Below are 14830 nucleotides of genomic sequence, written 5' to 3'. Positions count from 1 at the left end.
CCAGGCCGTTAGCGAGGAAATGGAGAGCGTCGTCGATCATCGCGACGCAGGTTAACAGCGATTGCCGATGTTTACAACCAATAAAATAAAAATGCCGTTCAGTCTTAACTGAACGGCATTACCCCACGGGGCGTTTTCTTATTGCGGCACACTGTCCTTGAACGACTGCCGTTCCGACAGCTTGTCGTACAGCCTCGCCAGGTTGGCGTGATCGTCGCGCCAGGTGATCTCCGGGAAGCGGAACGACAGCCAGCCGAGCGCGCAACCCACCGCCACGTCGGCCAGCGAATAATGAATGCCGGCGCAGTACGCCTGCTCGCCCAGCTTGTCCGACAACGACGCCAGGCTCATTTGCACCTTGCGCATCTGCCGCGCCATCCACTCCGCGCTTTGCTGCTCCGCCGGACGCATGGTGCGCTCCAGGCGCACGTTGACGGCCGCGTCCAGCATGCCGTCGGCCAGCGCTTCCCAGCACTTGATGTCGGCGCGGTCGCGGCCGTTCGGCGGCAGCAGCTTGCACACCGGCGTCAGCGTATCCAGGTATTCGACGATGACGCGCGAATCGATCATCACGCTGCCGTCTTCCATGACCAGGCTCGGCACCTTGCCCAACGGATTGAACTTGTCGATCACGGTATCGGCGGCCCAGACGTTTTCCACTTCAAACTGGCAGTCGAGCTTTTTTTCCGCCAGCACGACACGGACTTTGCGGACATAAGGGCTGGCGAGGGAACCGATGAGTTTCATAGAGGCGCATGGAGAGAGAATGGATCTCAGTATAACATCGGCGGCTACGGCGTCCGCCAATGGTAAAATCCCCCTTTGCGCAATTTTAACCCTGCCCTCCTCCCCATCATGACCACTACTCCATACTCCACGCTGTCGGCGCTGTCGCCGCTGGACGGCCGCTACGCCGGTAAAACCGACCTGCTGCGCCCCATCCTGTCCGAATCGGGCTTCATGCACCACCGCGTCAAAGTAGAAATCTCCTGGCTGCAGGCGCTGTCGCTGGCCGGCTTCGCCGAGATCAAACCGTTTTCGGCCGCCGGCGCCGCGCTGCTGGACAAGATCGCCAGCGATTTCAGCGAAAGCGACGCCGCCCGCATCAAGGAAATCGAAGCCGTCACCAACCACGACGTCAAGGCCGTGGAGTACTGGCTCAAGGAGCAGGTCAAGGACGTGCCGGAACTGGTGGCCGCGTCGGAGTTCATCCACTTCGCCTGCACCTCGGAAGACATCAACAATACCTCGCACGGCATGATGCTGAAGGCCGCGCGCGACAGCGTGATGCTGCCGTCGCTGCGCAACGTGATCGCCAAGCTGACCGAGATCGCCCACGTCAACGCCGAGTTGCCGATGCTGTCGCGCACCCACGGCCAGACCGCCAGCCCGACCACCTTGGGCAAGGAGATGGCCAACGTGGTCGCCCGCCTGCAGCGCGCCGTCAAGCGCGTCGAGCAGGTCGAGATCCTCGGCAAGATGAACGGCGCGGTCGGCAACTACAACGCCCACCTGTCGGCCTATCCAGGGTTCGACTGGCCGGCGTTCTCCAAGGACGTGATTGAAAACCGCCTCGGCCTGGTGTTCAACCCGTACACCATCCAGATCGAACCGCACGACTACATGGCCGAACTGTTCGACGCCTTCGCCCGCGTCAACACCATCCTGCTGGACCTGAACCGCGACATCTGGAGCTACGTCTCGCTGGGCTACTTCAAGCAAAAGCTGAAGGCCGGCGAAATCGGTTCCTCGACCATGCCGCACAAGGTCAACCCGATCGACTTCGAAAACTCCGAAGGCAACCTGGGCCTGGCCAACGCCGTGCTGAAGCACCTGTCGGAAAAGCTGCCGGTGTCGCGCCTGCAACGCGACCTGACCGACTCGACCGTGCTGCGCAACATCGGCGTCGGCTTCGGCTACACGCTGCTGGCCTACGACAGCTGCCTGCGCGGCCTGAACAAGCTGGAAGTCAATCCGGCGCGCCTGGCGGCCGACCTGGACGCCAACTGGGAAGTGCTGGCCGAGCCGGTGCAGACCGTGATGCGCCGCTACGGCATCGAGAACCCGTACGAGCAGCTGAAGGAACTGACGCGCGGCAAAGGCATCTCCAAGGACGCGCTGCGCGAGTTCATTACCGGCCTGAGCATCCCGCAAGACGCCAAGGACCTGCTGCTGGACATGACGCCGGCCAACTACATCGGCGTGGCCGCGTCTCTGGCTAAAGCCATCTGATGTAGCAAAGCAATCTCGCATACACTAGCCCCCGCCGACTGACGTCCCGGGGGCTTTTTATTGCCCGGTGAGCACAAGACGCGATTCTTTGGTATATTAGTCCTAACACGTACTATTTCGGAGCCGCTTTATGCCACGCTATACCAAGACCGCCATGCTGCTGCACTGGCTCACCGCGCTGCTGATCATCGCCGCGTTCTTCCTCGGGCTGACCATGGTCAGCATTCCCGGCTTCTCGCCGACCAAGCTGAAGTACTTCTCCTGGCACAAATGGCTGGGGGTGACGGTGCTGCTGGTGGCGGTGCTGCGCGTGCTGTGGCGCAAGGCCAACCGCCCGCCGCCGCCGCTGGCGTCGATCCCTGCCTGGCAGCACACCGTCGCCGAGGGCATGCACTACCTGCTGTACTTCCTGATCTTCGCGGTGCCGATCTCCGGCTACTTCTACACCTACGCCGCCGGCGTGCCGGTGGTGTACCTGGGGCTGTGGCAAATGCCGGCCGTGATCGCGCCGGATCCTGAACTTAAGGCAACTTTAAAAACCGTGCATTATATTTTGACCATGACGATGGCGGCCGCGGTGGTCGCCCACGCCCTGGCGGCACTCAAGCATCACTTTATCGACCGCGACATCACGCTGAAACGCATGCTGCCGCTGTAACAACCCACTCACCGGAGTCCGACCATATGAACACCATGAAAAAAATCGCCCTCGTCTCGATGTTGGGTATCGCCTTCGCCGCCAGCGCCGCAGCCTTGAAAACCGATCCGGCCAAGAGCACGGTGTCGGCCACCTTCAAGCAGATGAACGTGCCGATCGAATCCAAGTTCAAGAAATACACGGTGGCGATCGACTACGACGCCGCCAAGCCGGACGCCTCCAAGGCCACGGTCGAAGTGGAAACCGCCAGCCTGGACATGGGCGACGCCGAGTACAACAAGGAAGTCGCCAAGAAGGAATGGTTCAACTCGGCCCAGTTCCCGAAAGCCACGTTCGTCTCGTCCGCGATCAAGAGCGCCGGCGCCGGCAAGCTGACCGTCACCGGCAAGCTGACCATCAAGGGCAAAACCACCGACATCACCTTCCCGCTGACGGTCAAGACCGACGGCGGCAAGCAAGTGTTCGACGGCGCGCTGCCGATCAAACGCCTGGCCTACAACATCGGCGAAGGCGAATGGAAAGACACCAGCATGGTCGCCGACGACGTCACCATCAAATTCCACGTAGTAGCACAATAACCAAAGGAGACTTCCCGCATGAAACTGCAGATCCTGATCGCAACGCTGCTGGCCGCCTCGGCCACGTCGGCCCTCGCCGCCACCTACAACGTCGACCCGACCCACACCTACCCGAGCTTCGAGGCCGACCACATGGGCGTGTCGGTCTGGCGCGGCAAGTTCAACAAGACCAGCGGCACCGTGACGATGGACCGCGCCGCCAAGACCGGCGGGCTGGACCTGACGATCGACCCGGCCTCGATCAATTTCGGCTTCGACAAGATGGACACCCACGCCAAGGGCCCGGACATGTTCAACGTCGAGAAATTCCCGACCATCACCTACAAAAGCAAATCGTTCAAGTTCGACGGCGACAAGCTGGTCGGCGTGGACGGCGAATTGACGATGCTGGGCGTGACCAAGCCGGTGATGCTGAAAGTGAACAAGTTCACCTGCATCATGCACCCGCGCTACAAGAAGGAAGTGTGCGGCGCCGACGCCACGGCCGAGTTCAAGCGCACCGATTTCGGCCTGAACTACGGCACCCCGGCCTTCGCACCGGAAGTCAAGCTCGCGATCCAGATCGAAGCCATCAAAGCCGACTAAATGTCCGGTCAACTCCGGGGTCAGAGCTAAAAACTGGACACGGGCCCAACCGTAGCGAACGCTACGGTTGGGCCCGTGTCCAGTTTTTAGCTCTGACCCCGGATTTTTTTATTGCTATACTGCTCGGCGCTGTTCCCGTCAACATCGAGAGAGACCCGAGAGAAATGCATAAGACCCTGATCGCGCTCGCCATCCTGAGCTCCGCCGCCCATGCCGACGAAGGCATGTGGATGCCGCAACAGCTGCCACAAGTGGCTAAGCAATTGAAAGCCGCCGGCCTCAAGCTGGATCCCGCCTCGCTGACCAAGCTGACCGAGTTCCCGGCCGGCGCCATCGTCAGCCTCGGCGGTTGCTCCGCTTCCTTCGTCTCGCCGCTGGGACTGGTCGCCACCAACCACCATTGCGTCTACGGCAGCGTCGCCCATAATTCGACCCCGGAACGCAATCTGCTGGCCAACGGCTTCCTGGCCCACAACCTGGGTGAAGAACTGCCGGCCGCGCCGGGCAGCCGCATCTTCGTGACCAAGGCCGTGACCAATGTCAGCAATCGCATCATCACCGCCGATGTGGCCAAGCTCAGCGGCAAGCAGCGCGGCGACGCGATCGAAAAGAACCTCAAAGCCATCCAGGCCGAATGCGAGAAAGACGCCGGCCACCGTTGCACCGTGTCGTCCTTTTACGGCGGCCTGGAGTACTACCTGATCAAGCAACTGGAAATCCGCGACGTGCGCCTGGTGCACGCGCCGCCTGAAGGCGTCGGCAAGTTCGGCGGCGACACCGACAACTGGATGTGGCCGCGCCACACCGGCGACTACGGCTTCTACCGCGCCTACGTCAGCAAGGACGGCAAGGCCGCCGATTTCAGCAAGGACAACGTCCCCTACGTGCCGCAGCATTTCCTGAAACTGGCCAAGGAAGGCGTCAAGGAAGGCGACTTCATCATGGCGCTCGGCTACCCCGGCCGCACCAACCGCCACCGCCTGCCGTCGGAAGTGGCGTTCACCTTCGACTGGAACTACCCGGCCTTCGTCAAGGCCTCGGCGGAAAGCCTGGCGATCATCGCCGACACCACCAAGGACAACAAGGACACCGCGCTGAAATACGCGTCGCAGGTGGCCGGCATCAACAACTACTACAAGAACCGCCAGGGCATGCTGGACTCCTACGCCGGCAGCGACATGTTGGCGCGCAAGACCGCCGAGCATGAGGCGCTGAAGACCTGGATCAACGCCAACCCGGCGCGCAAGGCCGAGTACGCCGCCGATATCGAGGCGGTGGAAAGACTCATCGCCCAGCGCGACGCCGAGGTCAAGCGCGACTTCGACCTGGAACGCTCCAAGCCGCGCCTGCTGAACACCGCGCGCATGCTGTACCGCCTGGCCAATGAAAACACCAAGCCGGACGCCGAACGCAAGTCCGGCTACCAGGTGCGCGACGTGCCGCGCATCAAGTCCAGCGTGGCCGCACTGGTGCGCAACTACGACGAGAAGGTCGACAAGGCGCTGGTGCTGAACTTCCTGAGCAAGTACGCGGCGCAACCGGCCGCCGCGCGCAACGCCGCCTTCGACGCCGCCATCGGCATCAAGGACGGCATGGGCAAGGCCGAGCTGCAAGCGGCGCTGGACCAACTGTACGCCGGCAGCAAGCTGGGCGACGCCGCCGAGCGCAACAGCTGGATCGAGCGCAAGCCCGACGACTTCAAGGCCAGCAACGACAGCTTCATCAAGGCCGCCGTGGCGCTGTACGGCCCGGACCTGAAATCGGAAGCCGAAGAGGAAGAACTGGGCGGCAAGCTGCAGCAGGCCTACGCCAGCTACATGAAAGCCAAGATCGCCTACATGCAGAGCAAAGGCCAGGCCGTCTACCCTGACGCCAACAGCACGCTGCGCGTGACCTTCGGCCAGATCGCCGGCCGCACCCCGGGCTCCGACGGCACCAACTGGAAAGCCTTCACCACGGTCGAAGGCGTCGCCGCCAAGGCCACCGGCCAAGGCGAGTTCAACGCCCCCGCCGCGCAGCTGAAAGCGATCAAGGCCAAGGAATACGGCAAGTACGCCGATCCGAAACTGAAATCGGTGCCGGTCGCCTACCTGGCCACGCTGGACATCACCGGCGGCAACTCCGGTTCGGCCGCGCTGAACGCCAAGGGCGAATGGATCGGCCTGGCCTTCGACGGCACGCTCGACTCCATCATCTCCGACTGGGACTTCAACAAGGCGATGACGCGCGACATCCAGGTCGACCTGCGCTACATCCTGTGGAACATGAAGCACGTCGACCACGCCGACAACCTGCTGAAGGAAATGAACGCCGAATAATAGGGGTACCCACCTCTGTCTAAAGCCATGCCCCGGCAACGCGGCATGGCTTTTTCGCATGGATCGGGTACATTAGCGGTTCCGTTCACCACCATCAGGAGTTGTCATGCCCGCCAAGAAGATCGCCGTAATTGTAGGCAGCCTGCGCAAGGATTCGCTGAACCGCAAATTCGCCCATGAAGTGATCGCGCTGGCACCGCCATCGCTGTCGTTCGAGATCGTCGAAATCGGCGAACTGCCGCTCTACAACGAGGACCTGGAAGGCAAGGACATCGTCGCGCCGCAGGCGTGGACCCATTTCCGCCAGCGCCTGCAAGAATTCGATGGCGTGCTGTTCTTCACCCCGGAATACAACCGCTCGGTGCCGGCCGCGCTGAAGAACGCCATCGACGTCGGCTCGCGCCCGTACGGCGCCAGCGTCTGGAGTGGCAAGCCGGCCGCCATCGTCAGCGTCTCGCCGAGCGCGGTGGGCGGCTTCGGCGCCAACCATCACCTGCGCCAGTCGATGGTGTTCCTCGACATGCCGCTGTTGCAGCAGCCGGAAGCCTACATCGGCGGCGCCGCCAACCTGCTGGGACCGGACGGCAAGCTGAACAACGACAGCACCAAGCAGTTCCTGAAGAAGTTCATCGACACCTACGCTACCTGGGTCGAGACCAACGCCAAGAAGTAATCAGCGCGTCTGGTTCAACGCTTGAGCGGCTTGAACGCATAGCCGGCGGCCGTCAGCGGCGCCGGCTCGCCGACCGCGCGCACCGCGCGCTGCAACACCAGCAGCTGCGGCGCGTGCCGCGTCGGCAGCAGCACCAGGTCCGCGCCCGGCAGCCTTCGCGGCAATCCCGCCAGCGCCTCGCCGTCCAATTCCTCGCAACTGACATAGACCCGGTACGACGCCTTGCGGTCGCCCAGCTCCAGCATGAATCCCGCCACGTCCTGCGTTCCCGGCGCGCCGGGCAACGCCGTCAGCTGCACCCGCGTGCCGCGCCGACCGTCGCGCTTGTTCAAATCGAACGTGTTCCACGCTTGCATCGCATGCAGCTGCTGCAAGCCCGGCGGCGCCACAGTGGTGGCGCCATGCTGGCCGGCGACGATCACCGGCATCCGCGAGCGCAGCGCCTTCAACGGCGCCAGCCCGCGATAGCGTCCCGGCGTCAGCAACAGCAGATCGGCCACCGGCCAATCCGGCACCGCCTCCTTGCTGAAGGCCTCGGCATCCGCAGCCACCGCCAGGATCGCCATCCCCTGGAAGCGGATCAGCGTCAGGCCATCGCCGGCCAATTCCACCCGCCCCAGTCCCGACGCCGACGCCGGCCTGACTTCGGCCTCGTCCGCCGCCGCGTGACGCGGTCCGATCTGCGCCACCACCAATTGGGCACCCAGCGCCATCGCCACCGCCGCACCCGCCGCGCGCCATCCATATCCGCTTCGCATCGCTTTCTCCCGCCTGCCCGCCCATGCGAAAGTAAAGCATCGCCGCCTCGACTTTTCCTTGAAGCAACGCAATGGCACGGCGCCGGCCCTCTGCGAGCGCTCAAAAATCGGGCACGAATGATACAATTCCGCCCTCGACAGCGCGCTTACCAAGCGCGCCACTCCATCAAATTCCCGCTGAGATCCAGACCGCCATGCACCCAGACATGCCTACGCCTTACGAAAAAGGTAATCAAAACCAAACCACGCTGTGGACCGAATGCATCGCCTTCTATCAGGAGCTGGCGCAGCGCTTCCCGCAAGTGCTGCGTTTTGAACAGATTGGCGTGTCCGACGGCGGCATCCCGGTGCATGCCGGCGTGGTCAGCCCGGACGGCGTGTTCGACCGCGCCCAGATCAAGGCCGAAGGCCGCACCGTCTTCTTCAACAACAACGGCATCCACCCCGGCGAACCCGAAGGCGTGGACGCCTGCATGGCCATCGTGCGCGACCTGTGCTTCGACCCGGCGCGCCTGGCGGCGCTGGGCGACACCGTGCTGCTGTTCGTCCCGCTGTACAACGTCGACGGCGCGCTGAACCGCGCCAACACCTCGCGCGTCAACCAGGACGGCCCGGAGCAGTTCGGCTTCCGCGGCAACAGCCGCCACCTCGACCTGAACCGCGACTTCATCAAGTGCGACACCCTCAACGCGCAGCTGTTCAACCAGCTGGTCACCAGCTGGGATCCGGACGTGATGGTCGACACCCACACCTCCAACGGCGCCGACTACCCGTACACCATGACCCTGATCCACACCCAGGCGGACAAGCTGGGCTACGGCCTCGGCCCCTTCCTGCGCGAGACCATGCTGCCGCACATCTACGCGCAGATGGAAGCCAAGGGCTGGCCGACCTGCCCCTACGTCAATCCGGTGCAGGATTCGCCGGACGACGGCATCGCCGAATTTCCGGACGTGCCGCGCTTCTCGACCGGCTTCGCGGCGCTGCACCACGTCATCGGCTTCATGCCGGAGACGCACATGCTCAAACCCTTCAAGGACCGCTACGACTCGATGCGCGCGCTGCTGGACGTGACCATGGCCTTCACCGTCAGCCACGGCGAGCAAATCCGCCAGCTGCGCGCCGAAGCGAAAGAGCAGGCGGCAGCCGCCACCGAATGGACCGTCAGCTGGAAAATGGATGAAGCGAATCCATCGACCTTCCGCTTCAAGGGCTACGCCGCCAAGCGCAGCGCCAGCCTGCTGGGGAACTACCAGCGCCTGTCCTACGACCGCTCGCAGCCGTGGGAAAAGGACATCGCCTACTACAACAGCTTCGTGCCGTCGGCCACAGTGCCGGCGCCGAAAGGCTACATCGTGCCGCAAGCCTGGCGCGAAGCGATCGAACGTCTGCAATGGAACGGCGTCGAGATGGCCCGCTTCGACGAAGCGTCGACGGTCGAGGTCCAGTACTACCACATCGCCTCGGTGACCTCGCGTCCGAACGCCTACGAAGGCCATATGTACCACGACGTGGTGGAGCTGGAAGCGCGCAAGGGCAGCGTCACCGTGCAGCCGGGCGACTACTTCATCCCGCTCAAGCAGGCCAACGCCCGCTACGCCGTCGAGACGCTGGAACCGCAAGGCCACGACTCCTTCTTCCGCTGGGGCTTCTTCAACAGCGTGCTGGAAAAGAAGGAGACCTTCTCCGACTACGTGTTCGAAGACCTGGCCCTGGAGATGCTGGAAACCGAGCCTGAACTGAAAGCGAAGTTCGAAGCGTGGAAGGCCGCCAATCCGGCGCTGCTGTCGGACCAGGAAAAAGTATTGGGCTTCATTTTCGAAAACGGCAAGCGCCACGCCGAACCGGAATGGCGCCGCTACCCTGTGCTGTCGGTCTTCTAAAAGCAAGCCCCCGCGTTCCATCATGCGCGCCCCGGCGATCCCGGGACGCGCATGCAAGCTGCCCACAAGGTCACAGCCATGCACTACGCACTCAATCTGCGAACATTCTTTTACAGCCACTACTTTTACCTTGGCCTGCGCTTTGCCGCCGGCCTGGTTGGCGTCACGCTGATCACGCTGCACTTCTCCGACATGACGACCGCGATGACGGTCTGCATCGGCGCGCTCTGCACCGCGCTGATGGACATGCCCAGCCCGCTGCGCCACAAGTTCAACGAGATGAGCGCCTCGGTGCTGCTGTGCAGTGCCGTCACCCTGCTGATCAGCCTGTGCGCGCCGGTGCCATGGCTGCTGATGACAATGCTGGTGGTGGTCAGCTTCCTCGCCTGCATGATGGTCGTCTACGGCAAGAAGTCGATGCCGCTGCAACTGGCCACGCTGTTCATCATGACCATGTCGATGGAACACGAGATGTCGGTGCGCCAGTCCTTCATGCACACCGGCCTGTTCACGCTGGGGGCCGTGACCTACCTGGCCTACGCGATGGGGATCTCGTGGATCCTGCGTCACCGCATCAAGCAGCAGGTGCTGGCCGAGGCGCTGTTCGAACTGGCGGCCTACATCGACATCAAGGCCGACTTCTACGACACGCGCTACAACCTGAACGAACAATTCAACAAGCTGGTGCGCCATCAAAGCCTGCTGGCCGACCGCCAGCAAGCCTCGCGCGACCTGATCCTGCGCGCGCACCAGAACAGCAAGGACGCGATCGTGGTGCAGGTCCACGTCTGCATGCTGGACCTATATGAGCTGATCCTCTCGACCCACACCGACTACGCCCAGCTGCGCATGCACCTGGCCGATTCGCCGGTCCTGGGCACGCTGCACGACCTGGCCTACAAGGCGGCGCGCGATATCGAATCGGTGGCCTACGACGTCACGCGCAAGAAGGCTTCCTACGCGGAGATCAGCTACACGCCGGAACTGGACGCCATCGAGGCCGAGCTGGCGGCGCTGCAACAGCGCATCGACGAAGGCAAGCCGCAGCAGGAGGCGCTGGCGGTGCTGCGCGCGCAGCGCAACAAGATCCGCGCCATCATCAAGATGATCGGCGAACTGCACCAGGCCAGCCAGAAGGTCTACGACACCACGCCGTTCTGGGTCGACGCCGACATGGGGCCGTTCCTGTCGCAGCAGAAGTACGAGTTCCGCATGATCCTGTCGCACCTGCGCATGGATTCGCCGATCTTCCGCTTCTCGCTGCGGGTGGCGATGGCGATTTCCGCCGGCCTGGCCATCGGCGCGTGGCTGCCGTACGCGGCGCACAGCTACTGGATCGTGCTGACCATCGTCATCATCCTCAAGCCCAGCTTCAGCATGACCAAGCAGCGACGCCGCGACCGCATCGTCGGCACGGTGATCGGCTGCGTCATCACTGCGCTGATCATCAAGTTCCTCAACTATCCCGCGCTGATCCTGGGGGTGCTGATTCTGGCGACGGTGGCCATGCCGACCTTCGTCTACCTGCGCTACCGCTACGCGGCGATCGCGGTCAGCGTGATGATCCTGCTGCAGATGTACCTGATCGCGCCCGGCAACGACAACCTGATCATGGAGCGCCTGGTCGACACCATGGTCGGCGCGGCGGTGGCGACCGCGTTCAGCTTCGTGCTGGCCAACTGGGAGTATCAATCCCTGCCGCGCCTGATCCGCGAGGTGCTGGATGTGAACCTGCGCTACATGCAGGCCAGCTTCGACCTGTTGCAAGGCAAGGGCAAGGACGATTTCGCCTACCGCATCGAGCGCAAGCGCCTGATGGACAGCCTGGCCGCGCTCAGCTCCGCGCTGGTGCGCATGCTCGACGAGCCGGCGCGCAAGCAGCGCGCGGTGGAGGACATCAACCTGTTCATCGTGCAGAACTATCTGCTGGTGGCGCACGTCGCCGCGCTGCGCGCCATCCTGCGCCGCCACGCCAAGGAACTGCCGGCCGGCCCGGTCAACGCCATGCTGGGCGAGAGCCACGAGCAGGTGGTCGGCGTGCTGACGCAGGCGCTGGCGCCGCAAGCCGCACACGCTCGCCGTCCCGGCGCCGACGCGCTGGCCACGGCGGCCACGACAGCCGACACGTCCAGCGTGCCCTGGTCCGGCTGGCCGCTGGTCCAGCGCCGCATCCGCCTGCTGCAGGCCGACGCGGTGAAGATCATCGTCCACAGCGAGGCCATCGTCCGCAACGTCGCCTGACCGCCGCCGCTCCCGCCATGCCGCGCATCCGTCGGCCGCCCGCGCCGCGCCATAGCCTGCTACCATAGCCGGCTATGAGCGCACAAACTTCCTCCGCCGGCTTCACCACGCGCGACCTGGTCTCCGCCCTGTTCGTGGTGCTGATCTGGGGCACCAACTTCGTCGCGATGAAAGTCGGCCTGCGCAACCTGACGCCATTCCAGATGGGCGCCGCGCGCTACATCTTCGCCGTGCTACCGCTGATCATCTTCATCCGCCCGCCCAAGCTGCCGGTCAAATGGATCGTCGCCTACGGCATGTGCCAGGGCGTCGGCCAATTCGGGCTGTTATTCCTGTCGCTGAAGATCGGCATGTCCGCCTCGCTGGCCTCGGTGATCCTGCAAACGCAAGTGTTCTTCACCGCCTTCTTCGGCTTCGCGCTGCTGCACGAACGCGCCAGCCGCGCGCTGCAGGCCGGCCTGCTGCTGGCCGCCGTCGGCCTGGTCTGCTTCGGCATGAACTACGTCGAACCCGGCCACGCCGGCGGCACCACCGCAGGCGGCTTCGCGCTGTGCCTGGCCGGCGCCGCCATGTGGGCCGCGTCGAACATCGTGGTGCGCCGCGCCCAGCAAGCCACGCCGCAGTTCGACGTGATCAGCTTCATGGTCTGGTGCAGCCTGGTGCCCATCGTCCCCTTCATCCTGCTGTCGCTGGCCTTCGACGACCCGACGACGCGCTGGCAATGGACCGCCGCGCCGCTCAGCACCTGGATCGCCACCGCCTACCTGGGCTGGATGGCGACCATCCTCGGCTACGCCATGTGGACCCGGCTGCTGAAGCGCCACCCGGTCAACCGCGTCGCCCCGTTCAGCCTCGGCGTGCCGGTGGTCGGCATCAGCACCGGCATGCTGGTGCTCGGCGACACCATCACCGGCTGGCAATGGGCCGGCATCGCGCTGATCGTGTTGTCGCTGGTCTGCACCATGTTCGGCGGCCGCTGGCTCGACCGCGAGTAATCAGGCGAAGCAGACGCGGTTGCGGCCCGTCTGCTTGGCGCGGTACAGCAGCGCGTCGGCCTTCTGCAGCATGGCCTCCGCCGTGCCTGCGGCGATATCGGCGTAGACGCCCATGCTCATCGTGACCTTCAAGTCGGGATGCACCTGATGCCAGGGAAAGCCCTCGATCAGCGCACGCAACTTGTCGCATAGCGCGGCCGCTTGCGGTAGTTCCGTCTCCGGGAAGGCGATAACGAATTCCTCGCCGCCGTAACGCGCCACCAGATCGCTCAAGCGCATATGGCCGCGCAATATCTCGCCCACCTGTCGCAGCACCATATCGCCGGTGGCGTGAGAAAACTGATCGTTGATGCGCTTGAAGAAATCGATATCGCCGATCACCACGCTGAGCGGCCGCTGATGGCGCACCGCGTGGCTGAACAAGGTGCTGGCCTGCTCGTCGAAGTGGCGGCGGTTGTGCAGCTTGGTCAACGCATCGCGCACGCTCAACTCGCGCATCTGCTCGGACTGCGTCAGGATGGTCTGGTGCGACGCGTTCAACTCCTCGTGCGTGCGCGCCAGCTTTTCGCTCATCTCGTTGAAGGCGCCGGCCAGCACCGCCACCTCGTCCTTGCCCACGACCGGCACCCGCTGCAGCAGCGAGCCGCCATGCATGGCGCGCACCGCGCCGGTCAGCTGGCTGAGCGCGCGGCTCAAGCCCCGGCTTAACAGAACGCCCAGCAGCAGCGCCACGGCCACCGCGCCGCTGACGCCGGCCAGCAGCGCATCGCGCATCGCCGCCAGGTATTGCAGCTCCTCCCGGCTCGGCGTCAGCACGCCTTCCGGCGAGACGTAGGCGACGATGCGGCCGTCCACCGTCACCGGCCGCGCCTCCTTGCGCGCCGCCTCCGGCAGCACCTCGTCGTGGCGATACACGCCGGCGCCCAGCAGCACGCGGAAGTCCTGGTCGGCCAGGATGAAGTGGAACGGCGGCTCGCCGCCCGGACCCGGCGGCGGCGGCGGACGACGCTCGTCTCGCCTGCGGGCGCTCATGAACCGGTCGAACGGTTCGGCGTCCTGCCCCGCGCGCCAGATGCCATACTTGCGCAGGTAATCGGTGACGGCCTTATGGAAATGCTCGGCCGCCATCTCGCGCCGGATCGAATCGACCTTTCCGGTCATGCCGACATAGGCCAGCCCGCCGACCACCCCCACCGCCACCAATCCGGTCAGCAGCAAAGCCAGCATGAATTTCGTGCGCAAGGACATCCAGACTCCGTCAGATTATTGCTAAATGGACAGCAATAATACCCGAATGCAGCTACCCGGCGAAAAAATCCCGCATTAAATAGTTGCCCTTCAGAATCGACTCCTCATAGGAAAAACACCCAGTTATATAGAAAACTAATGGCACGTATCACAAATCAAAAGTTTTCTTATTACTGGAATCCGCGCATACTGCAACGCAACAAACGAACATTCATGGAGCTTCAGATGAGCGCAACGAACAACCTGTCGTACAACGACTTTGACACCACCCCTAGCTATGCAAGCAATGTTGCCGCCGCTGTACGTCAGCTGGTCGCCGCACTGTTCGCCGTCAAGCCGCAAGCGGCTGCCGCTGCGGAACCGGTTGTTTCGCAGCGCAACAAAGAAGAAACCATCTGGTGGCTGACCCGCATGGCAAACGACTGCGAACGCCACTCGCCTAGCCTGTCCGCCGAGCTGCGCTTCTTCGCATCCCGCGGTTAATCGAATTTCACTTTACTGGAGATCACCATGCTGACCATCATCGAAAACCTGCCTGCCGCCATCGCCCTGTCCGGCCTCGTCCTGCGTCTGTACCTCGGCGCCAAGCCTGAGAAAAACGAAGCGTAATTCGTTACCGGACAAAATGGCAAAAAGCCCCGGCGCGCACAAGCGGCCGGGG

Annotated in this window: 13 protein-coding genes; 10 read left to right on the top strand and 3 right to left on the bottom strand. The window is 63.6% G+C overall.

Annotation, left to right across the window (positions count from 1 at the left end; translation table 11 throughout):
* Nucleotides 1-138: 138 nt before the first annotated feature.
* A complete protein-coding gene (locus tag GW587_RS28750; protein ID WP_166108334.1) occupies nucleotides 139-747 on the bottom strand; it encodes a glutathione S-transferase N-terminal domain-containing protein in 609 nt (202 codons plus the stop codon).
* A 108-nt stretch (nucleotides 748-855) separates the two neighbouring features.
* On the opposite strand from GW587_RS28750, the gene purB reads away from it, so the two are divergent.
* The 6 genes from purB (at nucleotide 856) to GW587_RS28720 (ending at nucleotide 7044) form a co-directional block, all read left to right on the top strand.
* Nucleotides 856-2232: an adenylosuccinate lyase gene (purB, locus tag GW587_RS28745; protein ID WP_166108333.1), complete on the top strand. Its 1377-nt coding sequence runs from the start codon at nucleotides 856-858 to the stop codon at nucleotides 2230-2232.
* A 130-nt stretch (nucleotides 2233-2362) separates the two neighbouring features.
* Nucleotides 2363-2890: a cytochrome b gene (locus GW587_RS28740; RefSeq protein WP_166108332.1), complete on the top strand. Its 528-nt coding sequence runs from the start codon at nucleotides 2363-2365 to the stop codon at nucleotides 2888-2890.
* A 26-nt stretch (nucleotides 2891-2916) separates the two neighbouring features.
* Nucleotides 2917-3468, top strand: coding sequence for a YceI family protein (locus GW587_RS28735; RefSeq protein ID WP_166108331.1), 552 nt, complete (start codon nucleotides 2917-2919; stop codon nucleotides 3466-3468).
* Between the two features lie 18 nt (nucleotides 3469-3486).
* Entirely contained in the window at nucleotides 3487-4053 is a 567-nt protein-coding gene (locus GW587_RS28730) for a YceI family protein (protein ID WP_166108330.1), read from the top strand.
* A 164-nt stretch (nucleotides 4054-4217) separates the two neighbouring features.
* Nucleotides 4218-6371, top strand: a complete 2154-nt coding sequence (locus tag GW587_RS28725) for a S46 family peptidase (protein WP_166108329.1) — start codon at nucleotides 4218-4220, stop codon at nucleotides 6369-6371.
* 106 nt (nucleotides 6372-6477) lie between these two features.
* Entirely contained in the window at nucleotides 6478-7044 is a 567-nt protein-coding gene (locus GW587_RS28720) for an NADPH-dependent FMN reductase (protein ID WP_166108328.1), read from the top strand.
* A gap of 14 nt (nucleotides 7045-7058) precedes the next feature.
* Here GW587_RS28720 and GW587_RS28715 read toward each other — a convergent pair whose 3' ends face one another.
* Entirely contained in the window at nucleotides 7059-7802 is a 744-nt protein-coding gene (locus GW587_RS28715; protein ID WP_166108327.1) for a hypothetical protein, read from the bottom strand.
* A gap of 194 nt (nucleotides 7803-7996) precedes the next feature.
* On the opposite strand from GW587_RS28715, the gene GW587_RS28710 reads away from it, so the two are divergent.
* The 3 genes from GW587_RS28710 (at nucleotide 7997) to GW587_RS28700 (ending at nucleotide 12921) form a co-directional block, all read left to right on the top strand.
* A complete protein-coding gene (locus GW587_RS28710; protein ID WP_166108326.1) occupies nucleotides 7997-9685 on the top strand; it encodes a M14 family zinc carboxypeptidase in 1689 nt (562 codons plus the stop codon).
* A 78-nt stretch (nucleotides 9686-9763) separates the two neighbouring features.
* A complete protein-coding gene (locus GW587_RS28705) occupies nucleotides 9764-11926 on the top strand; it encodes an FUSC family protein (RefSeq protein ID WP_166108337.1) in 2163 nt (720 codons plus the stop codon).
* Nucleotides 11927-12000: 74 nt separating this feature from the next.
* Nucleotides 12001-12921 carry an EamA family transporter gene (locus tag GW587_RS28700; RefSeq protein WP_166108325.1) on the top strand — a complete coding sequence of 307 codons (921 nt, stop codon included), beginning with the start codon at nucleotides 12001-12003 and terminating at the stop codon, nucleotides 12919-12921.
* Here the strand turns inward: GW587_RS28700 and GW587_RS28695 are convergent, their stop codons facing one another.
* Nucleotides 12922-14169 (bottom strand): GGDEF domain-containing protein, encoded by a 1248-nt coding sequence (locus tag GW587_RS28695; RefSeq protein WP_166108324.1) that lies wholly within the window; start codon nucleotides 14167-14169, stop codon nucleotides 12922-12924. It lies immediately after the preceding gene.
* Nucleotides 14170-14307: 138 nt separating this feature from the next.
* Here GW587_RS28695 and GW587_RS28690 point away from each other — a divergent pair, with 138 nt between their 5' ends.
* Nucleotides 14308-14652 (top strand): hypothetical protein, encoded by a 345-nt coding sequence (locus tag GW587_RS28690; RefSeq protein WP_229259702.1) that lies wholly within the window; start codon nucleotides 14308-14310, stop codon nucleotides 14650-14652.
* Nucleotides 14653-14830: the final 178 nt, after the last annotated feature.

This window comes from Duganella aceris (assembly GCF_011090165.1).
In the GTDB taxonomy this organism is placed as follows: domain Bacteria; phylum Pseudomonadota; class Gammaproteobacteria; order Burkholderiales; family Burkholderiaceae_D; genus Rugamonas; species Rugamonas aceris.
This window is presented reverse-complemented; position numbering and strand designations above follow the sequence as displayed.